General features: G+C 56.1%; 19 protein-coding genes, 1 tRNA gene and 2 pseudogenes. 15 read left to right on the forward strand and 7 right to left on the reverse strand.

Annotated features, from left to right (window positions below):
* Positions 1–139 precede the first annotated feature (139 nt).
* A complete protein-coding gene (locus tag PNAP_RS23530) occupies positions 140–1,528 on the forward strand; it encodes a Fic family protein (RefSeq protein ID WP_011798373.1) in 1,389 nt (462 codons plus the stop codon).
* 225 nt (positions 1,529–1,753) lie between these two features.
* Here the strand turns inward: PNAP_RS23530 and PNAP_RS23535 are convergent, their stop codons facing one another.
* Complete coding sequence (locus PNAP_RS23535) at positions 1,754–2,884, reverse strand: ATP-binding protein (protein WP_157040531.1); 1,131 nt, start codon at positions 2,882–2,884, stop codon at positions 1,754–1,756.
* Positions 2,885–3,385: 501 nt separating this feature from the next.
* Here PNAP_RS23535 and PNAP_RS23540 point away from each other — a divergent pair.
* The 5 genes and pseudogenes from PNAP_RS23540 (at position 3,386) to PNAP_RS26445 (ending at position 6,413) form a co-directional block, all read left to right on the forward strand.
* Positions 3,386–3,462: transfer RNA gene (locus tag PNAP_RS23540), tRNA-Met, on the forward strand.
* Between the two features lie 287 nt (positions 3,463–3,749).
* A pseudogene (locus tag PNAP_RS23545) lies at positions 3,750–4,300 on the forward strand (lipocalin family protein).
* A 237-nt stretch (positions 4,301–4,537) separates the two neighbouring features.
* Positions 4,538–4,870, forward strand: coding sequence for a YnfA family protein (locus PNAP_RS26440; RefSeq protein WP_011798377.1), 333 nt, complete (start codon positions 4,538–4,540; stop codon positions 4,868–4,870).
* A 210-nt stretch (positions 4,871–5,080) separates the two neighbouring features.
* Positions 5,081–5,974 carry a glycoside hydrolase family 75 protein gene (locus tag PNAP_RS23550; RefSeq protein WP_198140739.1) on the forward strand — a complete coding sequence of 298 codons (894 nt, stop codon included), beginning with the start codon at positions 5,081–5,083 and terminating at the stop codon, positions 5,972–5,974.
* A 166-nt stretch (positions 5,975–6,140) separates the two neighbouring features.
* Positions 6,141–6,413 carry a DUF1272 domain-containing protein gene (locus tag PNAP_RS26445; RefSeq protein ID WP_011798379.1) on the forward strand — a complete coding sequence of 91 codons (273 nt, stop codon included), beginning with the start codon at positions 6,141–6,143 and terminating at the stop codon, positions 6,411–6,413.
* 154 nt (positions 6,414–6,567) lie between these two features.
* Here PNAP_RS26445 and PNAP_RS28375 read toward each other — a convergent pair whose 3' ends face one another.
* The gene (locus PNAP_RS28375; RefSeq protein ID WP_011798380.1) at positions 6,568–7,113 is read right to left on the reverse strand and encodes a glycine zipper 2TM domain-containing protein; all 546 of its coding nucleotides are present in this window, start codon (positions 7,111–7,113) and stop codon (positions 6,568–6,570) included.
* Between the two features lie 277 nt (positions 7,114–7,390).
* On the opposite strand from PNAP_RS28375, the gene PNAP_RS23560 reads away from it, so the two are divergent.
* From PNAP_RS23560 to PNAP_RS23585, 6 genes and pseudogenes are all read left to right on the forward strand, one after another.
* A complete protein-coding gene (locus PNAP_RS23560) occupies positions 7,391–8,011 on the forward strand; it encodes a methyltransferase domain-containing protein (RefSeq protein ID WP_011798381.1) in 621 nt (206 codons plus the stop codon).
* Between the two features lie 2 nt (positions 8,012–8,013).
* Entirely contained in the window at positions 8,014–8,361 is a 348-nt protein-coding gene (locus tag PNAP_RS23565) for a DUF3024 domain-containing protein (RefSeq protein ID WP_041377758.1), read from the forward strand.
* Between the two features lie 488 nt (positions 8,362–8,849).
* A pseudogene (locus PNAP_RS23570) lies at positions 8,850–10,179 on the forward strand (IS4 family transposase).
* A gap of 847 nt (positions 10,180–11,026) precedes the next feature.
* Positions 11,027–11,866, forward strand: coding sequence for a serine/threonine protein kinase (locus tag PNAP_RS23575; RefSeq protein WP_011798387.1), 840 nt, complete (start codon positions 11,027–11,029; stop codon positions 11,864–11,866).
* Positions 11,867–11,876: 10 nt separating this feature from the next.
* Positions 11,877–13,025: a hypothetical protein gene (locus PNAP_RS23580; protein ID WP_011798388.1), complete on the forward strand. Its 1,149-nt coding sequence runs from the start codon at positions 11,877–11,879 to the stop codon at positions 13,023–13,025.
* Positions 13,026–13,340: 315 nt separating this feature from the next.
* A complete protein-coding gene (locus PNAP_RS23585; protein ID WP_011798389.1) occupies positions 13,341–14,414 on the forward strand; it encodes a hypothetical protein in 1,074 nt (357 codons plus the stop codon).
* 40 nt (positions 14,415–14,454) lie between these two features.
* Here the strand turns inward: PNAP_RS23585 and PNAP_RS23590 are convergent, their stop codons facing one another.
* The 5 genes from PNAP_RS23590 to PNAP_RS26455 form a co-directional block, all read right to left on the reverse strand.
* Positions 14,455–14,925, reverse strand: coding sequence for a hypothetical protein (locus PNAP_RS23590; RefSeq protein WP_157040532.1), 471 nt, complete (start codon positions 14,923–14,925; stop codon positions 14,455–14,457).
* A gap of 430 nt (positions 14,926–15,355) precedes the next feature.
* Positions 15,356–16,870, reverse strand: coding sequence for a ComEC/Rec2 family competence protein (locus PNAP_RS23595; RefSeq protein WP_157040533.1), 1,515 nt, complete (start codon positions 16,868–16,870; stop codon positions 15,356–15,358).
* A 103-nt stretch (positions 16,871–16,973) separates the two neighbouring features.
* Entirely contained in the window at positions 16,974–17,618 is a 645-nt protein-coding gene (locus PNAP_RS23600) for a DUF6988 family protein (protein ID WP_011798392.1), read from the reverse strand.
* Positions 17,619–20,363 (reverse strand): UvrD-helicase domain-containing protein, encoded by a 2,745-nt coding sequence (locus tag PNAP_RS23605; protein WP_011798393.1) that lies wholly within the window; start codon positions 20,361–20,363, stop codon positions 17,619–17,621.
* Positions 20,364–20,380: 17 nt separating this feature from the next.
* On the reverse strand, positions 20,381–20,845 hold the full coding sequence (locus tag PNAP_RS26455; RefSeq protein WP_011798394.1) for a topoisomerase DNA-binding C4 zinc finger domain-containing protein: 465 nt from the start codon (positions 20,843–20,845) through the stop codon (positions 20,381–20,383).
* Positions 20,846–20,990: 145 nt separating this feature from the next.
* On the opposite strand from PNAP_RS26455, the gene PNAP_RS23610 reads away from it, so the two are divergent.
* From PNAP_RS23610 to PNAP_RS23625, 3 genes are all read left to right on the forward strand, one after another.
* Positions 20,991–21,749, forward strand: a complete 759-nt coding sequence (locus tag PNAP_RS23610; protein WP_011798395.1) for a hypothetical protein — start codon at positions 20,991–20,993, stop codon at positions 21,747–21,749.
* A 684-nt stretch (positions 21,750–22,433) separates the two neighbouring features.
* A complete protein-coding gene (locus tag PNAP_RS23620; protein ID WP_011798396.1) occupies positions 22,434–23,444 on the forward strand; it encodes a hypothetical protein in 1,011 nt (336 codons plus the stop codon).
* A 46-nt stretch (positions 23,445–23,490) separates the two neighbouring features.
* Positions 23,491–23,745 carry a hypothetical protein gene (locus PNAP_RS23625; protein WP_041377730.1) on the forward strand — a complete coding sequence of 85 codons (255 nt, stop codon included), beginning with the start codon at positions 23,491–23,493 and terminating at the stop codon, positions 23,743–23,745.
* Positions 23,746–23,796 lie beyond the last annotated feature (51 nt).

The following is a 23,796-nucleotide window of genomic DNA, read 5'->3' on the forward strand; positions in this document are numbered from 1 at the left end:
ACGCGGTCCGTCCAACGTTTGTAACAGGGCCTGATAACTCGAAATCAGCTCAATTTTTGCGGTATTGGCTCGAAATCAGGTCGACCCGTCTTAATCGGCTCGATTATGGCAAAATCAGCTCATTAAATCGAGCTGATTCATGCCCTACAACGACCGACTGACGCCCGACACCTTGCTGCAAGCCCTGACCTCGCTGGCTGCTCAGCGGCACGAGCTTGTTGTTTCTTCCACCCAACTCGTTGAAGCCACCGGTTCGAGTCTTCCAGCCGTCAAGCGCATGCTGGCAAGGCTGGTGGCAGAGAAGCGGGTTGAGACTACCGGCAAGGCACGAGCCACTCGCTATCGCCTGCTGGTAGCGGGCGCTCAACGTGCTGTCGTTGAAAAGGCAACCGCTCAGGCGCCGGTCGCGAAAAGCCCCGGCCGCGTAGGTCCAGCTTGGCACGCGGCAAGTTTGGAGCTACGGCAACGACTGTCATTGCCGCTAGGAGCCCGCACACCGGTGACGTACCGCCGCGAGTTCGTCGACGAGTACAAGCCTAATGAGACCTTCCTGCTGCCGCAGGAGCTGGCAGAGGAGCTTTCCAGGCTCGGTCGACTTCCGGAGCAAATGCCTGCAGGCACGTATGTCCGCAAAGTCCTCGAGCAGTTGCTCATCGACCTGTCCTGGTCGTCCTCCCACCTGGAGGGCAACCGTTACACCCTGCTGGATACGGAGGAACTGTTCAAGAGCGGAGCTGCCGCCACCGACAGCGATGCGGTGATGCTACTCAACCACAAGGCAGCCATCGAGTTTCTCGTGGACGCCGTCCCCACCCAAGGGCTCACTCCTGGGCTCATTCGTAACCTGCACGCGGTGCTGATGCAGGACCTGCTGATGGATGTGGCCGCGCTGGGAGCTATTCGCGAGAAGGTAGTCAACATTAGCGGTACCGTCTACATACCCGCCCAGGTTCCGGCGGTGCTGACGGAGATGTTCGAGCGTATTATCTCGACAACCCAGTACATCAAGAACCCTGTGGAGGCCGCCTTCTTCCTCTGGGTGAACCTGGCGTACCTGCAGCCCTTCGAGGACGGAAACAAGCGGGTGAGCCGGCTAGCGGCCAACATTCCGTTGATGCTTTACAACCAGGCGCCCCTCTCGTTCCTGGATGTCAACCGTGAAGACTACGCGCTGGCGATGATGGGCATCTATGAGTTCTGCGACCTCTCAATGGCCGTGGACCTGTTCGCTTGGACCTATCGGCGCTCCCACGCCAAATACAAAGTCGTGCTGGAGTCCCTTGGCTCGCCTGACCCTTTCCGCATCAAATACCGCGAGGCGCTCAACGAAGCGGTAGGCCAGGTGGTTCGGAGACGCGAGCTTATCGAAGTGGCGCTGGCTGGACTGGGACTGCCCAAAGAGGACGCATCAAAGTTTCAGCAGCTACTTGTGCATGAGCTGAACGCGCTTGCGGTTTTCAACTGCGCACGATATCGCCTTGGCCTCAAGGAAACGCAGGCCTGGATTGATGAGGGGCGCCCCCGGTAAAAGCCCGCCCAGCAGAAGCCCGTATTTCCAGGTCTTTGGCCCTGGCGGTGCAGGTGTAAAACTCTGAGCTCCTGCGTGGCGCCGAACACGTCCCTGTGTCAGCTAGCCCCTTGAAACCATTGAAGATTTCGAGGGTTTTGGCCAACAGCGTAGTAACAATCGCCAAAAAATTCTTGGACAACTTTTCCGGCGGAGTGGTTGCTTTGCGAGGGTGTCAAGAACCGTCTACGCGATGGGTAGTGCAAGTCCCATGCTTCCCTTTTTCGACAGGAACTCTGCGAACAAGGGGTCGTCAATCGTTGTGCCTCCCGCGTTTTTGGACAGCAGGCCATTGCGTTTGAGCTTCTCGATGGACGACCTGACTTTCGATATCGTGGGCTTCGAGCCGGGAATCGTCGCCAGCGTCTCCAGCGTGGCCTGGCTCAACGGAGGCTGGCCCTTGGCCACTACGACCAGCACACCCTGGTCGAACGCATCGACCGAGTTCAGGAGCGCCCGCCAGATAGCCACCTGGTGGCCGCTGGCCATGTAGTTGTCGATGCCGCGCGCCACATCGGTGATGCCCTCTGCCGACATCGCCTTGACGACATCGCGCATAAGCGCCGGCTTGAAGCCGATTCGCTGGAAGCCGTCGCGCAACTCGACCATCTCCAGCGTTTTGCCCGGATGAACCTTGCTGAAATGTGCTGCGAGCAGGCGCAGAAATTCATCGCCGAGAAAAGGGAAATCGATAATCTGGGCAAACTGGTACATCGGCGCGCCAGCGGTGGTCATGAGCCGGGCCAGGCCTTCTTGGGAGGAGCCGGTAAAGACGGCAGCGACATCCTCGCGCCGCTTGTGCAGCACCGCGCGCAAGGATGCAATCAGGGACACCCCATCGGGTACCTCGCCCAGGGTCTGCACTTCGTCGAGCATCAGCAGCACCTGGCCCTTGTGCTGCCTGGCCAGTCGGGTGACCAGTGCGTCGAGCCGCAGAGCCGCGGACTCCGGCAAGGGCCGGCGCTGCGGCTCATCTCCCAGGTCGAGGCTGGCGCCGAGGGCACCGATTTTCTTGACCGGGGTCTTGGCCAGCTTGCCCAAGTGGCTGCGAGGTACCCGCAAATCGTCCAGCGCTTCTTCCAGCGCGTGGTTCACGGCTTCAAGCGGTGCGGACTTGTGCAGCCACAGGTCGGCATAAACCGGCAGCATTCCCGCCTCTTTCGCTTTTGGTGCCAGGTCGTGGTCAAGGAAGAATGTTTTACCGACGCGCCGTGGAGCGAACAGGGCCAGTGGCCGGCCGGGTTGGGCAGCGAGCAGCGCCAGATAGGCTTGAGCAATGCCTGGACGCCGGACTTCAATGTCGTCGAAGGTGGTCATGGCTTCATTGTCGTGAATTGTCGTAAAAATCGCAATTGCCATTTTTTTAACAACAAACAGCAACGCTTGGAGCCGCACTGCAGAAAGGTCAACTCTTACGAAAAAACCACCGCATAAGGGTGGCTTCTGAAATCAAATCATTGGTTGTTACTCGCGATACCTCGGTTACCTCTGTCAGCTGTATAGAGTCCACCAATCCGACTCGCCCAGGGGTACAGCTGCTTCCTGTCGTTCCGGTACCTGTGTACATGCTGCTTTGCGGGCGCAGCCTCCGGAGGTTGTACCTGCTGAGCTGGCGGAGCCTTTTCTTTTACCGATTTCTTGGGTGCAGCAGGCGCAATTGATTTCTCCCCAAATTTTGTAATGCCGCCGGCCACTCGAAAGCAACGCAAGGAAAACGCGTAAACACTCGTGCAAGACCTTGCTGACCAAGCTTTTCACATATAACACCCCCGCAAACCATGCTTGTGTCTAGGCAGGTGCTATAGTCCACCTCCTTACCGCGCGGTGGAGCAGCCTGGTAGCTCGTTGGGCTCATAACCCAAAGGTCGTAAGTTCAAATCTTGCCCGCGCAACCAAATTTTGATTTAGGCGCTCTTGTCAACGACAAGGGCGCTTTTTTTTGTTCCCGATTTTTGCCTGTCTTGCTGCGTGCATTCCTTTGCACTGGCGCGGCCAAAAAGACGCCAACCGGCTTAATGCCCATCGAACGGGCTTGGCCTGGATGTACAAATAACGGCTTGCCGGGTGTCGGGTTACGCCAGTAAGAGCACAGCCTGCAAATACCTCACAAGCAAGCGAAGTCACACTTCACTCTTTAGCCGATACCGTGCCGCAAATCCATGGCTCCCTCGATAGAAACGAAATGAAAATCCTGATTGCCGCCATCCTTTTCCTGAGCAGCGTGTGCGCCCACGCCGCCGCCAATCCCCAGCCGGCCAATGTCTTGAAGTCCATCAGTGCGCTCGATGTCCCGCGTTACATGGGCACCTGGTACGAAATTGCGAAGTTTCCAGCTTGGTTTCAGAAAAAATGCGTGGCCGACACCCGGGCCGAGTACAGCTTGCAGCCAGACGGCCGGGTGCAGGTCATCAACCGCTGCCGGCAAGGCAGCGGTGAGATGAAGGAAGCGCTCGGCAGCGCCAGGCAGATTGGGGGCGCGACGTCTTCAAAGTTGGAGGTCCGCTTTGCCCCGGCCTGGCGTCCTTCATTCCAGCGGTATGGGGTGACTATTGGGTCATCGACCTGAACCCGGCTTACCAGCTGGTAGCCGTCAGCGAACCGAAGCGGGAATACCTGTGGATTTTGTCCAGAAGCCCAAAAGTTGACCCTGCTGCCTACGAAGCCTTGCTGGCACGGCTGACTGGCATGGGGTTTGACCTCCAGCGGTTGGAAAAGACCATTCAGCGGGAGTGACGCAGGAGCAGCGATGAGGCCAAAGACCGCTCGGTAAAGCCTGGATGCTCAACCCTTCAATTTTCAGCAGAGAAGCGTTGTGCGTTATGAGCTCAACCGAACGCCCTGGGCTTGGCTCGATTTTCTCGGATTCAGCATGGTTTTCGGGTTTTTCTGGATTGTAAAAATCGGCGAGAAGCGGGTGATTCACGCCATGTCAAAATTGAAGCCCTGCATAACAAACCGGAACTTGACCCATTGGAACTGCTGCGCCTTGCCATTTTGTTCGCTGTCACCGCACTGGCTGAAATCGTTGGCTGCTATCTTCCCTGGCTCGTACTCAAGCAAGGCAAAAGCCTGCTGCTGCTTGTGCCCGCAGCAATGTCACTTGGTCTTTTCGCCTGGCTGCTAACGCTCCACCCATCAGCAGCGGGCAGGACATATGCAGCTTACGGCGGCATGTACATCGCCGTCGCATTGGGGTGGCTTCGATTTGTTGATGGGATTGCCTTGACCCGCTGGGACTTATCGGGAGCGGCAATCGCACTTGTTGGCATGGCGGTCATTGTCATGCAGCCCTCAACGACATGACCGCTCGGTCTCGTGCTGAGACAAGCCAGCATGTGAACCCGGGTAACCAGTAATCCTCTTCAAACGCCTTGGCCAACTTTAAGCTTGTCCCGGGCCATTGTCGATTTACCTACAGCGACGTAGTATCGTTGCCACACCAACCTGGCAGAAAGGGGTACAGCCATGCGTGTTCACGGTCACATATTGCTTGGTCAGCGCATTGCTGTTTTCGTGTTGTTGGGCTCATGCTTGGGGCCGGCGCTGGCGGCCGATTGCGATGGCTCCTTGGTCCCCGGTCTGGGCGGTGTGCGCCGCGCCTGGCAGCTTGCGGATGGGGGCGTTGCCGGGTTCGCCAGGCTCAACATCAACATTGATGGCTATGCCCGCGCCTACCATCCGCGCAACGCCGAGGCCGGCGCGCTCATTCACCTGTGCAATGCCGGGCGGGTTTACCTGCCGGACGGCAGTTCGTATGAAGGCTCCGAGAGCAACGCGACGTGCAGCGGGCGTTTCATGCGGGACGTGGCGCGCATCGGCGCGGCCGGCTGGACCAATCCGTCAATCGGCGCCGTGAATTGGTACGGCATCCTGGGCCGGGGTTCGGCCAGGGTCAACGGACGCGCCATTCAATCCGTCGTGCCTGTGCTGCAGAAGGACGGTTCGGGTTTTTATGTATCTCCCACCACGCTGGCCGACCGTTCTATCGCTGACGAAGCCGAGCAGTCGCGCTACGTGAACCCGCTTCGCATTGCCGCGGCCGTCGCGCCGCGCAGTCTTGTCGCCAAAGGCGTGGCGATGGGGTCGTTCGGGGTGGCGTACAACGTCAACCGGCGCATTGCCGTGCCGTTCGTGGTCGGCGACGCCGGTCCGCGCATTGGGGAGGGTAGCGTCGCGCTGGCCCGGCTCGCCGCTGGCTTGGCGCTCAAGGACGATGTGACGCGTGCCGAGCGTTTCGCTGGCCAGGTGGATGCGCCCGATGTGCTGTGGGTGTTTTTCAAGGACGCAGCAGAGAAGTTTGACAGCCACAACGAAGCGGCGACGACGGCAAAAGCCAAAGCCGCATACCAGGCATGGGGCGGGGATACCCGACTGGCACGCTGCGTCGAGCAGGTGCCCAGGAATTAGCCTGGCCAAGACCGAGCGCATGGCTTGCCTGGGTGCGGCCTCGTTGCTGGCATGATGGTCGCCCATCAGCAGATGACGGGTGTGCCGGTTGGATTTTCAATCCTGGTGCTTCCAACTCAGTCCTGCTCCGTGTCAGTCCTTTTATTTTCCCTTTGAATCCGTAAGAATGCTTGAACTTCGACCGAACTGTGAATGCTGCGACCGTGACCTACCACCGGAATCAGGCGAGGCCCGCATCTGCTCGTTTGAATGCACCTCCTGCGTTTCCTGCGCCCAGACGGTGCTGATGGGCATCTGTCCCAACTGCGGCGGCGAACTGGTCGCCAGGCCCAGACGTCCGGCAGGCAAGCTGGCAAGCAATCCAGCCTCGACAGAGCGCATTTTCAAGCCAGGGGGTTGCGCCAAGTCTGCATTGGTTGAACAAGCATCCGGTGCATAGCGCCCAGAGCACTGGGTGAAATTGACCTCAAGCGGTACGAAAAAGCAGCCGGCATGAGGGCGGCGTGGCGCCAAAAGCATGCAGGCCTTGATGCTGGCCACTGCATGGCAGCAGCCGACCTGCCTGTCTGGACTGCCTGCCGGTTGTGCCCAGCTTATGGGTTTCGCTTGGCGATTTCATTGCCAACATATCCGCCGCCCACCGCTCCGGCGATGGTTGCCAGGGTCTTGCCCTTGCCCCCGCCTATCTGATTGCCCAGCAATCCGCCGACGACTGCGCCGACGCCGATGCCAACAGGGCTATTTTGTGCAACAGGTGCCGGTTGTTGGTAGGGCGGTAATGGCGGCTGCTGGTACGCAGGTGCCTGGGAAAACTGTTGGGCGGGCTGAGCCTGCGCCTGTGCGTGCTGGACCTGATGGTGATGCACGACAGTTTTGTGCTTTGTGCCTTCATTGTGGACTGCCGGAGCCGTTGCGACTTGATGCAAGACTGGCTGCGTGGGTGCAGGTACCGGCGCGGTGGCGAGCATCTGTGCGGTCATCGGCGTAGTTTGCACAGCGGCAGGCGCTCCAGCCGTGGCATGCGAAGTCGGTAAAACACCCGTTATCGCTGCAATGCCCAGCAGGCTCACGAGAATGACGGAGACGGCAGCGCCGGCCATCAAGGGGTGGATGCGGTTCGAGGTTGGGTTTGTTTGCATTGGATACTCCGGGTTGGCCAGCTTATTGAAGGCTCGTAGCTTTACAACGTGCGACTCAACAGGAAAGATGACGCAGAAGTGGTTTCAGATGTAACGAAGTTCAACAGCATTCCCAGACCAGAGTTCTTGCTTGCGCGCCTCGCGTTTTCGACTAGGACGCCAGCATGCGTAGAACCGTGTGCGTCAGGAATGGCTGCCCAACAGATGCCGCTGGCGGCCCGACCGTACACTGCCGACAGCAATTTGAATTTTCAAAAAGAAAAACCGAGTACCCACCATGGCAGGACCCACCACCGATTTCTGGCAAGCACGTTTTGACAACAAGGAAACCGGCTGGGACCGCGGTGCGCCCGGTCCACAGCTGCTGGCATGGCTGGAAAGTGGCGCATTGCAGCCATGCCGGATTGCCGTTCCCGGCTGCGGCAGCGGCTGGGAGGTGGCCGAGCTGGCCAGGCGAGGGTTCGAGGTGGTCGGCATCGACTACACCCCGGCGGCGGTCGAGCGAACCCGGGCCCTGTTGGCGGCCCAGGGCCTGGCTGCTGAGGTCGTGCAGGCAGATGTCCTGGCGTATCAGCCGCACAAGCCGTTTGAGGCCATCTACGAGCAGACCTGCCTGTGCGCGCTGCATCCGGACCATTGGGTGGCGTACGCCAGGCAGCTTCAACAGTGGCTAAAACCCCAAGGCAGTATTTGGGCATTGTTCATGCAGATGGTTCGACCAGAAGCGACCGACGAGGGGCTTATTCAGGGACCGCCTTACCACTGCGATATCAACGCCATGCGGGCGCTCTTTCCCGCGCAACACTGGGCGTGGCCCAGGCCGCCCTATGCAAAAGTGCCCCATCCCAACGTCGGCCATGAGCTCGGCCTTCGTTTGATGCTTCGCCAGGGAAGATGACCTTGGCGTTGACGGAACTTGAACGCAAGCGTTGTGACAAGGCCTTGGCGGACTTCATGGCCCGCCGCCGGCCGCCGCCGCACCTGCGCGACCAGCTCGACCTTGGCTTCAGAATGGAAGGCCAATGCATCGAGATATTTGAGATTCGGCCCGACTGGAAAGACGATTCCGTTCGGCATGAGTCCCCTGTGGCCAAGGCGACTTTTGTGCGTACCCAAGGACTGTGGAAGGTCTTCTGGATGCGCGCAGACCTGAAGTGGCATGGCTACCAGCCGAAAGCTGAGGTCAACACCTTGAAAGAGTTCTTGGGCGCTTTTGACCGTGATGAACACGGTTGCTTTTTTGGCTGAACCCGTCGCGTTGAATGCCATGCGAACGGTGAGCTGAACAGGCCGGCGGCGGCACTTCAAGCATGGCGCCGGCCGGCCCGGCGTGACGGACAGGTTTTCGTTCAAATATTCGTTTTTCTGGGGACCGCCTCATGCCTCACGAATCCAATTGACCCTTGAGCTGCGCGCTCTTTTGCATTCCCGGCGAGTTGATACTCTGGGGACTCTCGGCTATAACGGCAACCCGTTTGTATTCATGATTCCCTGCGCAATGGAGCCGTCGCTCAGGTGCCTGGTCATCCATGTGAGCGGCTTGGCTGCCCATACGGGCAATCTGCTAGGCACTGCCCGGTACGGAAGAGCCGCTTCCAAAGGAAATAGCCCCTTGAGGAGCCGTTGGGTGGGTTAGCCGGGTTTTTGAAGGCTCTTGCAATAGGGGCGGGGCTTAACGCATCCCATTACATACATGTCCGTAACATAGGCAGCCGAGTAATTAAAGGGGCGGATGGATGGGCTGGGCGAAGCAAGAATTCGAGACGATTGATTTGGGCGATGAGCGTCTAAACCGGCGCGCCGTGCTGCTGGCTGAGCGGCTGGGGCAAAAGCCCGGTGCGAGCATTCCGGGGGCGTGCGAGAACTGGGCCGAGACGGCGGCGGCCTACCGGTCCTGCGCAAAGAGCAGGCTACCCACGAAGAGGTGATGACGGCCCATCGCCAGGCAAGGATGGCGCGCATGCGCGAGCACGCGGGGGTGCTGTGCCTGCAGGACACGACCGAGCTGGACTACAACGACGAGGCCCAGCGCGGGCTGTATTTGCACCCCACCTACGTGGTGACGCCCCAGCGCGAGCCGCTGGGGGTGATGAATGCCTGGACGTGGGCGCGCGAGTTCAAACAAGGCGATGGGCCGCGCGGGGGCGTGCTCGAAAGTGTGCGCTGGATGGAAAGTTATGAACGCATTGCCGAGCAGGCCAGCGAGCTGCCCGGCACGCGCCATGTGTGCATCGGTGACCGCGAATCGGACATTCTGGCGCTGCTGGTGATGGCGCGCAAGATGAATCACGCGGCCGACTTGCATGGTGCGCTGCCAGCACAACCGGGTGCTGCCCGAAGAGGGCAGGCTGTGGGATGACATGATGGCCGGCGCGCCGCTGGGGCATATTTTCTTTGAATTGCCGGCCGGGTGCGGTCGCAAGGCACATGCGGTCGAGCAGGAAGTGCACGCCCAGCCCATCGGGCTACCCGACGTCCAAGGCGGCCAGCTTGAAGTGACTTGCCTTATTACCTTGAAAGTCAATGCGCCGGCAGACGCCAAGCCGGTAGTCTGTCGGCTGCTGACCAACCGAACAGCGACTTCGTTGCAGGCTGCGGTGGAGCTAGTCGATTGGTACCACGCTCGGTAGGAAATCGAGCTTTTTTCCTGGTGCTCAAGGAGGGCCGCCGGGTTGAGCGCTCGCAGCTAGCCGACACCGAGCGGCTTCAGACTGCCTTGGTGCTGTACATGGTGTTGCTTGGCGCATCACCCATCTGATGCGCCTGCGACGCACCTTGCCTAATTTACCGGCCGACCTGCTGTTCGTACTGGACCAATGGCGAGCTGCGTTCATTCTGAACAGAAGCTTGTGCCTCGTCAGCCGCCCACGCTCAACGCTGTAGTTCACCTGATTGCCCAGCGAAGCGGCTTTTGGAGAAGAAAGCACGATGGCGAACAGGGCGCCAGGACGATTTTGCTGGGTATGCATGAGATTGCCATCTTTATCGAGAGTTACCAGTTATGACTGGCAGCTCAACGACGGGTTACTTAATGGAATGGTTGTCCCGCCCCGTCTGAAAGAATAAAGCACGAAGAATTTACAGTCAATAAAGCGTTGCTCCAATGCCGCAGCAACATAGCGCATACCGGTCGCAAGAGTGCATTACGTGAATGATGCCGAGCACCCCACAAGTAGTCGTCGCCCAGGCAGCTCATGGCCGATAGCACCACTTTGCTCTGCCGTGCTCGAGCAGCGTACTTCATCATTCCACGTTCGTTACGCAGTCAACAGTCCTGGGTATCTCAAAAATGGTCGCTTTTGAAATACAGGCCGAGCTTTTCGAAAATTTGCACAGCTTGAGGTTCTTTTTATCTTCTAAAAGCATGTATTGCTCATACTTGGCCAAAATAGACCAATGGGAAGCTTGCGTCACCAGCTAAACTAAGTCAAATAATCAATCACTTGAAGCGGCAAGGAAATGGCTGCGGCAATATCAAACAGGGCGAAGGTGCAGCATTTTTCGACTGAATCGAGCTTAGTTGAGTGTTTTGTGGGTAAGCTGCAAGCGGGCCGGACAACTTTCGGCTCGGTCCAAGTTACGACGGAATGGAACCATCGTTCTGGCCTTGTCGACGTGCTAGCAAGAGATGGGGCTCAGGCGCTTGTTGCCTTTGAGGCGAAGCTCTCAGACTGGAGACGCGGATTTCTGCAGGCATATCGAAACACTGCATATGCGAACCGAGCTTATGTGCTAATGCCAGAGAAGACTGCACATAGGGCCCTGTGTGACCAAGAAGAATTCGAATTTCGAGGGATTGGCTTATGTGCGTTCAATGGCAAAGAGGTGAAGATACTTATCGAAGCAGCAGAGCAAGACCCCTTGCTTCAATGGCTGCGAGTTCGAGCCCACGAACACTTCAATTCGCTCCCGGATGAGCGGCGCTCCCGACTTAGCCGCAGCCGCAGCCGCCCTGTGCAAACAGCGTAACTTTGAGTTCTGCGGTGACTTGGGCAAGGGAGCATTCAAAAGTGCTTACCTGGCTAAGACTGGCAACGATGCATTCGCGCTGAAACTTGCAGTAGTAAGCGGGTCTCCAGAACGACTCATACGAGAGACAGCCGCTTTGCAGGGTTGCTCGCATCCTAGCATTGCTCGCGTGCTCGAAGCGTTTCCTTACCAATACGAAGCGCTTACCATGTGGGTCGTCATGGAAGAGTTCTTGGACGGCGGGACCTTGGAGCAGCACTTAAAGAGTGGCCCGCTTTCACCAGAAATGGTTCGCGCGATTGGCCTGTCTTTGGCGGAGGTACTGGAGCATCTGCATGAGCGTCGGCTAGTGCACCGCGACATTAAGCCTGCCAACATATTGTTCCGAGGGGGCGTACCAGTGCTTACTGATTTTGGCATTGTACGTATGCTCGACCAACCGTCGCTAACACATGCGTTCCTTGCGATGGGGCCAGGGACACCGGCTTATGCGGCTCCAGAGCAGCTCACAAACGAGAAGGCGCTCATCGATTGGAGAACAGACCAATTTGGCCTTGCCATCGTTCTCTCGGAGTGTCTAACCGGTCACCATCCATATTTGGAGACTGGTAGGTCCATCCATGAGGCAATTTTGGCTCTGTCAGCAAAACAAGAGATACCGCATTCATCACGAGATGAACTCGTTAGGTTGGGCTTTAGTTCTTTAGTGCAGGCATTAAAACCTTGGCCTATTGCAAGGTATCGCAAGCCGGCACACCTCATCAATGCATTAAAACAAACCTGAGAACCTTATTATGGCGGCGTATCTGCAGCAGGGGCATGGCTCTTGGGGACTTTTGGAGGAAGAAGACATAGGCGTGTACAAAGGCCTTGTATTAAGTCCGGTTAACGATAGTCCTGATGGTGTACGTAACGGACTCGCGCGACTGAAAGAAAAGCGAAAAGAACTTGAGGTGATTCTTGACCCTCAGCTTTACAACCCAACCATCGATAAAGGCCGCCTTAACGAGTGGGACTACTACTCCGCCGATTTTGAGACTGCTGACCACAGCGATGCCTCTTGGTGGAGCGCGCGCGGAAGGGAAGTGGTCGACAACGCACTTCAGCTTGGGGTTGATGCAGTTTGCTCACCTGCACTGTTTCCCCGGGAGTTCTCCGACGAGTACTATCAACTCATTGTGGAGGTCGCTGATGCAACTTGCGCCTATGCCAGCAAAAATAACATCGAGACCTTGCTCACAGCCATCATTTGTTTGAAGGACTTGGGCAACCCTGCTCGTGCACTTCAAATTGCCAGTATCCTTTCCAATACCAACTGCGAGCGCATCTATTTGACATTTTTATCGGAGGATGTGCAAACGCGTGAGCCACTCCAAGACGCTGCAGCGCTACCTACAGCAGTTCATCTTGTTCGACTACTGAGCCAGCACTTGCGAGTGCATGTTGCATTCTGTGCCCACGATTTGGTATTGTGGAAGTTTGCTGGAGCAACTGACATATCGACTGGAAAATTCTTCAACCTGCGGCGGTTTTCCCCTGGACGCTGGCGGGACGACGATAGCACTGGCCGCCAAGTCGCATACTGGAACGAAGGTCCACTTGTTACCCTGCTGCGCGACCAAGAGGTTCTTCGCTTGGACCGAGAGCATTGGTTCGATGAACGTAGTTTTACCTCTAACCCTGCTGGTGAACAAATCCTCTCTATTCTTCGTGGTGGCACAGGCAATCCTTGGCAGAAGCTGTCATGGCTTCAGTACCTAAGATGGGCCTATAACACTGATAAATTGCTTTCAGACGCTGGCAAGGCAGAGAAGGCTCTTGAGCATTGGGACGGCAAATGGGGTGAAATTCGTGCGAAACGCATTTTATTCACCGACCGCTTTAACAATGGTGACCATGTTCGCATATGGCTGAATGCTGTTCGAGAGGGGGGAGTTCGATAGCTTTTCTAGTGAGGCAATGCAACTTGGGTTCATCGTTAGCACCGGATTTTAATGAATTTTTTGTTTGGCTAAATATACGAGGCTGACATTCAAGACGGGTGGTCTAACCTTACTTTCAGCTTGTCTGTAATCAGGCAATGGTTTCAACCACACCGCCACCGACCCAAAGCGTGGCCCCCGTGGTGGCCGAGGATTGAGCAGACGACAGGTAAACGGTGTTGACCACCTCCTGGGCAGTGGTTGGCAGCTGAAAGAGGGAACTGGGGCTCCTGTTCAACAGATGCTGCTGCTGAATACCATGAACAAAAAGGCTGTATGAGTAATAGTTACCAGGTTGTCACAAGCATCCCCGAGATTGAGTTGTTGAACAGGCGACTGGCTGTCAACCTGAAAAAATCCTACTCTTTTCAGAAAGAGCGGGAGGTCACCAGCCCCGCCGGAAAATTCATTGCAAAGGTGAATTTTCAGGCCTCAGCAGGCACTGCGATACGGGCCTGGACGGGGCTGACACACAAGGACAAGCTGCTGAACCTCTTCTTCGTGGGTGAGCCACGTGGGGCCGAGTTGCTGGACATAGTTGTGCAGCTGAATTTTCCTGCGCTGACCTATCAGCGCCGGGTGGCAGGTGCCTTTGTCAAAGACCAAAATGGAGCGGTGTTTGTTGCGCACCGCGGCAACCTCACAAAGGGAAACGGTGCGTTGAAAAAAGCGGACGTCTTGCGTGAGTTTTCCTCCCAGCAGATTGAAGCGGCGGACAATAAGCAAACGGCCAAGCTGATTCTCATATCAGGGCTAGCCGACTTAACCCTTGTCACGCGGCTGGGTGAATTTGCGGATGAGGCACGGGATGTGGCAATCAAGCTAGGGAAGCAAGCCAAACAAGCCAAAGCAGCTGCTGCGCGCGGTGGCGCGCGTCAAGGGGCAACCACAACCAACCCACCCCGACCGGGCCGGGTGCGTGCTACCGCTGGAATGAAACTGCAACAATATTTTGACGAATATGCGGGGACTGGCAGCACCAAAGGGCATGAAGGCGGACAGCGCACTGTGGAGCACGGCCACATTGTTAAGGCCCTGGAAGCGCATCAGCGCCACACTGGAGAAAGTCAAAAAGCACAGGCCATTGACCTAGCCGTGGTGGCTCAGCACCAAGTCAATCTGTTCGAGGTCAAGACTTCGGCAAAAACCACTGATGTTTACACCGGCGTTGGGCAGCTAATCATCCACGGGGAAAGCATTTGCGAGCGACTGACGCTTCCGGTCCACCGCTTCCTGGTGCTACCCGAGATGCCCAACAGCTTGCATGCCAAGCATATTCAGGGTAAGGCCGAAGTGCGCATCGTTACCTACCAGAAGGTCCAGGGTGGCTACGAGTTCATAGGGCTGTAGCCGGGCCGTGTGAAAGGGGCTTTTGTGCTGGGCGTCGTGCTCAAAACGAGAAAGCGTTCTCAGTCAAGGTGCTGCCAGCCTTTGGGTAAGTAGTCACCTTTATCTCGGCCACAGTGGTGTCCAGGCTGAGGTCCTGACAAAAATCTTTAGGCCCACACCAACATAGGTGGGGTTTTCCAAAGCCGAGACTGATGAGTTTGTCAAGCACATAGTCACGGTCTTGACCCATATCCGTGGTTTCACGACCCAGTTGACCGCCTGTGACTACTGGCCGAATAAACAGCCTGTTTGTATCTGGAATATTTGACTCCAGCTCGGCAAAGAAATCGTCAATTGCACCGCCATAGCTGGCGTTCGGGAAGTGGCACAGGAATAGCTTATTCCCATACCCGACAGCGATTCCAATGCAGGAGCCCAAGCCCTCCTTATAAAGGATGCGGCAGGAAACATTGGCCTTGTATTGCCATTGCTCTACCTGCAGTTCGTATGTGGTTGCGATGCAATTAGTCATGTTGCGTATTTGCATTCAAAGCCGCAGCATAACGCTTCCAGGGCCTACCCGTTATAGTGATACGCAGCCTTGCACCTTCAACCGCATAGCAACCTTCATGTCCACCATGGTAGCGCTCGTGGGCGGTTGGTCGAAGTAGAGCTTGATGAGCCACCACAGCTCTAGCGCGTTTGTGGCCATCCCTTGGCGATAAAAAGCAAAAAGTGCCCATCTGCCTTTTCGAGCATGAAAGAAAAAATCAGCACCATGGATGGGAAAGAAGCAGTGATAGCATCCGTACCAACAATTCAGCGGCGCCGCCATCAGCATTGAAAGCTGCGAGCACCGAACCGTTGGAGACCGTCATCTAGATTGCAAGAAGCGGCATGAATCGTCCTATCAGCTCGGCATTCTCTTGGTGTCCAAGTGCTCTTTTGTGCCGCCACGTAGCCTAGCGCTGTGTGCACTGAGCGGAGCAAAGTTTATGTGGGCAACTCAAAGTCATCGGTCCAGGTGGGCTATGCCACCCGATGACAGCTCCTCCGCGTGAAGTTCCAGGAGCGTGTTCGCAGGTCGCAAGCACGTTGCCACCAGGCGTCGTAGTGCCGGGCTTGTTTAGTGACCATGCGTTGTGGTTCCAGCCGGCATTCGCATGAGCGGTGGTACCTTTTTGGGTGGGATGCCGAGTGGGCGGACACTTGTTCCCATGGGCGTTCTCGTGGCCGTACGAGTACGCGAGCCTCCGGTATGGCAAAGCGGCCGGCGGGGGTATTGGCGAGTCCGGCGCCAATGACGCGCCGTGATGTGGAGCAACCATCCCGATTGGATTGACGGGGTTGAGAATCGGGACAAAGTCCGCATAGTCGCAATCACCCGTCAGCAGCCAGCTCCTAGGGGGTGGCAATTCGTTGTTCTCTACAACGAGCACCAGTCCAGAGCCATTGCGGTCCGGTCCGGAACCGCGTGCGTAGTGAAGCGTCCGGTGACCGGGCAACAGCACGGACCCGAAAGACCCACCCGCGCCCGCGTATGTTTGGAACGTTCCTCCCGAAATTTTTACGTCGTACGCGAACGCAGTGTGGGTTGGGCCTACCTTCTGGAGCGGCGCAATCCACTTCTGCTTCAGAGCAGGGTAGGTGTTGTTCACCAACGTGGCATAGGCACCAGCCCAGTGGTCTGCGTCCCAATGCGACAACACAATCACGGGGTTGTAGCTAAAGCAAAAACGCAAGTCATTGGGCCTTGTCTTTGCGTTGCGATAAACCCCCGCACCCAGGTCGAAGTACAGCGTGGGCACCAACCACCCGTAGGAGTTTACTGCCAATGCGTTGGCATTCCCTTGGCCAACGTCGTATACAGCAAGGTAGTCAGCATGCGGTGTACCCACTTCGCGTGCAAAATCTTTTGAAGTAAGTTGCGTCAGATGCCGAAGTGTGAACATCTGGTCCAAGGCTTTTGCGATTTTTTGCTCCGACGGCATCGCTCCCTTGACCGTCACCGGCGCGGCAGGGGCGAACAGGCCTCCATAGAGCAATGCGGGATTGTCCGGGTTGGCGCCTGGGCGCAATTCCAGCGTGAACCAAGAACGCTCCATGGCGGCCACACGCTGGCGACTGAACGGGTCTTGGTGGTGCGGGACTCGCAGGTTCTGCGCGAGCGGGTCACCTGCATCTATTTCAAGCTCGAGACGGTACAAAGGAGCGTTCTCGAACGGATTGGCTGCGCCCGGTCCCAACGAGCGGATGCGCACCTTCCACAATCGGTCGAGCTTTTCTGACGGAAGTGACAGGTCCAGTGAAGGGTCAACGACGCCCTGGTGGTCAAGCCAGTTCGCGTCGATGAGGTCAATTCCCAGCAAGACCCTATTAGGGCGCTTGTCGTCTCGTTCCAGATGGTCCACGCGTCCGTATGCGCGCGAGGGCACGTCCGGTTGGCTGTCGTTCTGACGGCTAAAGTGTCTATTCATTTTATCTTCCTCCTCCTTTGTGAGTGCTAAGCGGCTGAGCACATATGGTCGGAAGATATGCACCAGCTATTACTTATTAACAAGCTCAAGCATCTATTCTTGACTAACGATAGCCGACGATTGGTAAGCAATCGGCAAACTCGACATGGAGTTTGCGGACGGGGTTCATGTGGCGGGGGTCGCCGGTGAGTATCGATAGAAGCTGGGTGGTCAATGCAACAACTGCGTTTGAATTGCGCACCACGTCGTAGCTCAGCTGGGCAGGATAGCCAGATACTGTTCTGGCCATGGGATGAAGTCCGCCATGTGCATAGCTGTTGAGCGCTTTCCATGTGACATCGCGGTATTCCTTGAGTTGTCCCACAATGCCTTGTGGAGCTGTGCTGCTGGCCTCTAGCCCCTTGAGCATTTCAGCCAGCATAGGACCCTCGTTGGCTCGCCTGGCTGTTTCCACGGTCAACGGCTTGCCCAGCTTTTCGACCCAGGAGTCGTTCGCGGTATGTAAAACCCAAATGCCTCTGACCAAGCTCTCATATTGAGGCCGCATCAACGCGTAGGCCGAGGGTAGCAAATTGCTGTTGATGAGCACGAAGGCTCCAGTCGCGTGCTCAAGGGACAGCAGGCCAGCCTGAAATGAAACCTGTGAGCGGCAGTCTTCGAAGGGATTCAGGTTGCAGACATGCGTCTGCACCGCCTTATGTAAGTCTGCAGTTCTACCAAGAAGTTTCTTTAGTTTTTCTTCACTCATCTAATGTTTCCTGCTGTGATTTCTGACTTCATTCTGCTCAATATTCCGGGTGTGCCTGCATCTCGGATAATTGCTGCAACCAAGGAAAGCGCCGTATTTTCCGTTCTTTGGAACCACAAAACCGTCGCCGCATACTGAGCACAGCTCGTTTGAGCTCTCGGTGCCGTCGGCCATGCGCACGGTAATCTGATGCTCCCTCACCAGCTCCTTCACAAACGCAGACTCTTTGAGTGTGATGGTGATGAGGGTGACCGTGGCCCGCGCTCTGGTCAGCGCGACATAAAAGAGCCGCCGCTCCTCGGCGTTTTCGAACGCATCTCCCCCTGGCATTGCCAGTAAAAGCACGGGGTCATCAGCTATTTGACTTGGAAAGCCCATTGTCTCGGAGGTCATTCTCGGCAAAATGATGTGGTCAGCTTCAAGGCCCTTGGATGAGTGAACAGTAATGAAGTCCAGCTCAAGCGCATCGTTTGCGTAAGGCAAATAAGCCTTGTCTTTTTGGTATCTACCCAGCATTAAAACCTTGGGCTTTCGTCCAACTGTGGCGTTTTCCCGCGAAATCTCCCCAAGGCGCATTTGCACTGCAGCTCGAATCTGTCTTTCGTCGTCAACCCGAATGATGAGTACTGGTTCAGCGAGGTTAGGCTTGGAAGAGCGAACGGCTTTGCGCAACTGCTTCGGGTTCTTCTGAACAAATGCACTGCTGATGTCGCACAGCGATTGCGGGCAACGAAAGGTGGTTTCCAGCTTGAGCGTGACCGCACTGCCATACCGGCGTTCGAAATCAGTCATGACTGCCAGGTCAGCCCCCGCGAAGCGGTTGATGCTCTGCCAGTCATCACCCACAGCAAACAAACATTTGTCGGGACCGCTCACCAAACCTGCAACCAGTCGAGCCCGTGCTTGGCTCGCATCCTGAAACTCATCGACCATTACAAGCTCGTAGGGGCTCTTCCATTTCCCCTGCTCGACACAGTCTGTGGCGAGATTGAGCATGTCATCAAAGTCAATGCATTTGTCCTTTGTGAGCTGAGCTTCCCATTGGGTCCAAATCTTCTCAAGCAGGCCCAGAAACATCGTGTGCCTGAACTTGAAATCTCCTGCGACGCCTGATTCCAATCGCTTCTTGAGGTCTCCCAGGTCGAGCCGATTGCTTTTGGCATGTGTTATGAAAGAGCGGAAGGTTTTTGCAAGTCGCGGATTTTCTATTGCTTTTCTGCCCGGAACAGGCCTGTCTGGATTGGGCTCGAGCGTCACACCAAGCTGTTGAAGCTGAGTCTGCAGATACTCGAAAGCCTTGCCTGACCAGAGTTGCGCGACCGTGGTCTCCAGCAGCTTGGTACCGTTGGCAGCATGGACCTGCTTCTTCCATTCCATACCTTCCTGATAACCAACGAAGTCTGGCGGCGCTTGGCCATTGGCATCCAGTGCCCAGTGCTCCAAATACGCTTTGGCATCGGGCAAGTAGAAGTCTGGGTAGTATTGCCGATGATGCGCATCGGCCGTATCGACCTCATACGCTCCTTCGTAGACATACCGAACGCCGTTGTAGAAAAACCAGTTGGCAATCAACTGCTCACCACGGCTTTTCACAACCTCATTATTAAGGGTCCTAAAGCCTTCCTTTTTGGAGTTTCTGTCCCAAGAATCAGGTGCTTGTGCTTCTTTGCCAAACTTTGGCAGGTCCTGGCCCAGCACAACTCGGAAAAGGTCCCAGCTGATTCGAAAGCCGGTGTCCCGGTCCTTGAGGTCGTCGACGATGGCCATCAGCTGCTCCAGGTCTTTGCCGTTCTCAACCCAGGGTGCTAGGGAAGGGCGCTTGCCCGTAGCCAAGCCAATGACGTCCAGTCCAAACGCGTGGAAGGTTTTGGCGACAACTTTGTCCGCCGGCAGCCCCAAAGGGCCGAGTCTGTCTTGAATCCGCTGCCTGAGCTCTGCGGCTGCATCATTGTTGAACGCCAATAGCAGCATTCGGTCGGCTTCACAGTAGCCCATCTTGAGCGCGTAGCCTGCCTTGGCCACCATGGTCGATGTTTTCCCGGAGCCCGCCGAAGCCACGAGCAAGACCCGGTTGTCGAAACACACAACCGCTTTGGCTTGTTCATCCGTGAGCGGGGACTTCTCTACGCTGTCAAAAAACTCCTTCGAGCCGATGAGTTCCTTGGCTAGATGTCTTTCATTAACGCCCTTGGCAAATATCGAAAAGTCGTGTTTCCAGAATTTGAGGTCTGCGTGAAACTGCGCCGACTGCTTTTCTACATGATTCGCGACTTCGGGCGTCGAGAGGTATTTGCTCAGCCCTGTGGGTTTGCCTTCATTTTGCCGCTGGACAAATTCATGGGTGAGCCAGCCCTTTTTCTGCAGTTGGTCTTTGGCAGCCTGAACAGCTTGCTTCGCCCAGGTCAATACAGGCGCGGTAACTGTGTTGAAGTCCTTCAGTAACGCTTGAACCCGCTCGCGGTGTCTTATCTGCTCGATAGTTGAGAAGAGGGTCTGCCTTAGCGATGCAGCCTCTTCGTTTGGAATTCCATCAAGGCTTTGGCGCTTGCCATTTTTAGACGGGAAATGAAGTGCAGTCCAGAATGTTCCCGGCTCAATCGCCAGTGACTCCAAGAGCAGAACGCTGCCTGTCTGAGCCTTACCCCTGACCTCAAGAGCAAACTGCTCGCCGTCTAACGTCAGATTCCAAGCCGGGGAGTTCGTGAATAGTTTTCCTGGTCCCGAGGGACCCCAGCTTTGCGCCATGTTCGGGTATGCCCAATTCAGCCAGCGGCCTGGGTGCCTTTGCAGCGAGGATATTGTGAGCAGCCCCAAAATGACTTTCCAGCATTCGCTCCGCGCTTGGCGTCCCGCCGAACCATGCTGCTGGAGCACACAGGGCAGTGGGGGGAAATGCCGGCATTGGCTTGATGGGGCTCGGCGCTAAAGCCAGACAAAGGCTGAGGGCTTGACGAGCGTTTGCGCTGCTGCACCCCTGAAAGAAGGGCTGCTACCCCGAACAGGAGGGGCAGGATGTATTGACCTGCAGTAGCCAGACCTTTTAATAGCACTGGCATCAAGAAGCTGGTCATCTGCCCTGGAGCCGGAGCAGCAGTCAGCGGCTGGCTTGCGAAGGCATGCAGTAAAAAATAGCTGATGACAGCCAATCCCAAGGCCAGCCACCAGGGTAATTTGGATGCTATGGCGATGAAATCTTCCGCCGGGCTTGTTTTTCTTCTGCGTCCCATGATTTCTCCATTGTTACTTTGTATTTCAATGCATCATAATTTGTATATGCTGAGAAATTCATTGCCTTCCAAAGCCCGCTGAAAAATTGCCGCGTAGGGGGTCTGAGCAGAATGCACGAATTAGGTCCGAAGCATTGGAGAGAAATTGAGCGAAAAAGAATTACTACAAGCAAAGCTAAACGATTTCTATCGGACTACCCTAGCAGGTGCCAAGCCGTTGTTTGATGACAAGCACCTACGCGAGCTTTCTGCGCCGCTGCTGATTTCAATCTCAGAAGCGTATTTGCGCGCTCCTGTCCGCGTCATGTTTGTCGGCAAAGAAACCAATGGTTGGTGGGGCAAACTCAGCGCCTACTACGCCGACGAAGACGCTCTTGCGTCACTGATGCAACGCTATCAGCAGCAGATGGGGAAATCGAAGTGGACCGGTCGCTTCTTTCAAATGCTTAGCCGTACAGCGCGAGAATTGAATGGCGCACCAGCCGAGGCTATCGCGTGGACCAACCTCATGAGGACGGACTGGGAGCAGGGCAAAGGATATTCCCGAAATTCCAAGGAGTTTTCAGCGGCCTTGACAAAGATGTCTCAGGACATGCTCCGGTTTGAGGTTGAACTACTCGAACCGGATGTCATCATTTTTGCCTGCGGGACGAGCTACGACAGCGTCATCAAGGAGGCTTTTCCTCATCGAACAAACAGCGAACCTGTCGTGAAGCGGGCATTGTGGCAGTTTAATGTGGGCAAGATTCTTTGCTTTCGCTGCCAGCATCCTCAGGTGATACGAAAAAAGAATTCAGCCTTCAAGCCTGTGAATACCTATTACGCTGAAATATTTGCAAGGGTCAAGGCAAACTTTCCGGATGCCTACGATGTGCCCATGGCGGGAAACATCAGTAATGCATAGAAATCGGTAGAAGGGCAGCATGCATGCCAAAATGCGATAGGTAAATCCTGCGAGGTAAAACCACCGCTCAAGACTGCAAACCAGTTATTTACCTAGAGTCTGCCGTGGTAGCTTTCGGCCAGAAGCTGTCGTTCGCCATTCGCACAGGTTCTACCAACTGTGGTTCGAAGGGGAGCACTGACTTCCTAGCCTGTACACGGCCGCTGTTTAAAATTTGCAGCATGTCTTTTTAATACCGTACACCATGGGATTGCCCGCGAACCTCAATGAGCCCCACGATTTTAACCGCGAGTTGCCTCGGCTGGACGTTGCTGGACGGGCCGAACTGCCAGCTGACCAGCCTACGGCAACTGCGCTATGCCCTCTCTTTGACTTGGTCTGGCATGCAGTCGGCATGGAGCGCTCGTTCAACTACAACGCCGCTGGCGAGAGGGTGGGCCAGTGATTAACCTGGACCGAGCGGAACTCGACGTCCCCTGCCCACGGTGCCGGTTCGAGAACAGCGTCTTCTACAGACAGGCGCGGTTTCGAGAAGTTATCATCTGCCGGGGCTGCAAGACTAGCATCCGGCTAGATGACCACATGAACGAATGCCGCAAGGCGCGCCAACAGATAAACCAGGCGGTTGCCGAACTCGAGCAAGTGCTCGCCTCATTCAACAAGACCATCACCATCAGGCTCTGAATGGACAGCAACTACCTACAACAGCAGCGGTTTCTCCTCCAGAAGAAGGTCAAGCGATTGAATTCATGCGATTACAAGCTATTTCACAGCCTGGTCGTGCAGTTCTGGGGCTACCTTCGTAGCCACTCACTCTATGCGGGCGTGCTTGCTAAGCTTGCGGCCGAAGCTCCCCCATACGTGGACGAAGTGGCGGCGACTAGCAAAGGTAATGTTTACTTGTGGGACACTGAGCAGGATGCCGTTCACTTCTGCTTCAGAGTGTGGGAGTACTGCGCCTCAGAGCCGCTAGGCAAGGGTAACGGGCCAGAAGTGATGATTGGTCGCGGCATCGCAGGCGGCAGCAAGTTTGCGGAAATGCTTGAAGGTTTCCGAGACGCCTATCTCGAGCCCTTCTACGAATACCTGGACGAAGCGCTTGACGGACAGGCAGCGGTCCTGTCGTTGTTGCTCAAGTACAAGCGCCATGTGGAATGGTTCGAGCGTGAAGAGGTCAATGCGCTTGTCTCAAAGGGTGGTGAGCGCACTGTGGCCAAGCATATGTACGCCTACCTGTTCGACCAGGGCCTGGAGTTCCATATCGAGCCGCAATCCATCTCCGGCGAGGCTGACTTGGTAGCCCCAGAATTGGTATTGGACGCGAAGTTGTTCGATGGGAACTCCTCGAGTCATGGCAAGAGGTACGTGCTCAGTGGCGTAAACCAGCTTCTGACCTACACGCGCGACTTTCACCAGCAAGTTGGCTACCTGGTTGTTTATCGCACTTGCCAAGAGGACTTGCAGTTCTCCTTCGCACGTACGGACATGCTCGTGCCATTCATGGTCATCGACGGCCGCACCATCTACTTTCTCGTGGTGGATGTGTGTGAGTACGGTGCATCCGCTTCGAAGCGCGGGCTATTGAAGACGCATGTTATTTCCGAGGATGAGGTGCGAACCGTCATCAAAGAGCAGGCGTCGCTTGATTCCAGCAGTGCTCCGCCGCCAGCAGAGCCGGCGACAGAAGCCGCCTAAGCGTGGTGTTTCTGTGAGAAAAAACGACAACATAATCGCTTGGGGCATGACGAACATGGTACAGGAGCTGCAAAGGCTTACGGCACATGGCGTCATTGGGCTTTACCGCAGCTTCGAAATCACTGAAATCCTCGGGTTTCTGCAGGGGCAGCCTCATACACAGCCACCAGTTAATTTCCTATCTCTGGCTGTTGCGGAACCTGACGACTCACCTGTAGGTGAGATTCGAGAAATGCCGTTCCTGAATCAGAATCGCCTTGTGCTGTCTGGCACCGTCGCGACAGTGTCGAAACGTTTCTGACGCCCGACTGGCGCGACCCTGTTGAAAAGCTATTTGACGAATTGGATTTCC

Source organism: Polaromonas naphthalenivorans CJ2, assembly GCF_000015505.1.
Taxonomy (GTDB): Bacteria; Pseudomonadota; Gammaproteobacteria; order Burkholderiales; family Burkholderiaceae_C; genus Polaromonas; species Polaromonas naphthalenivorans.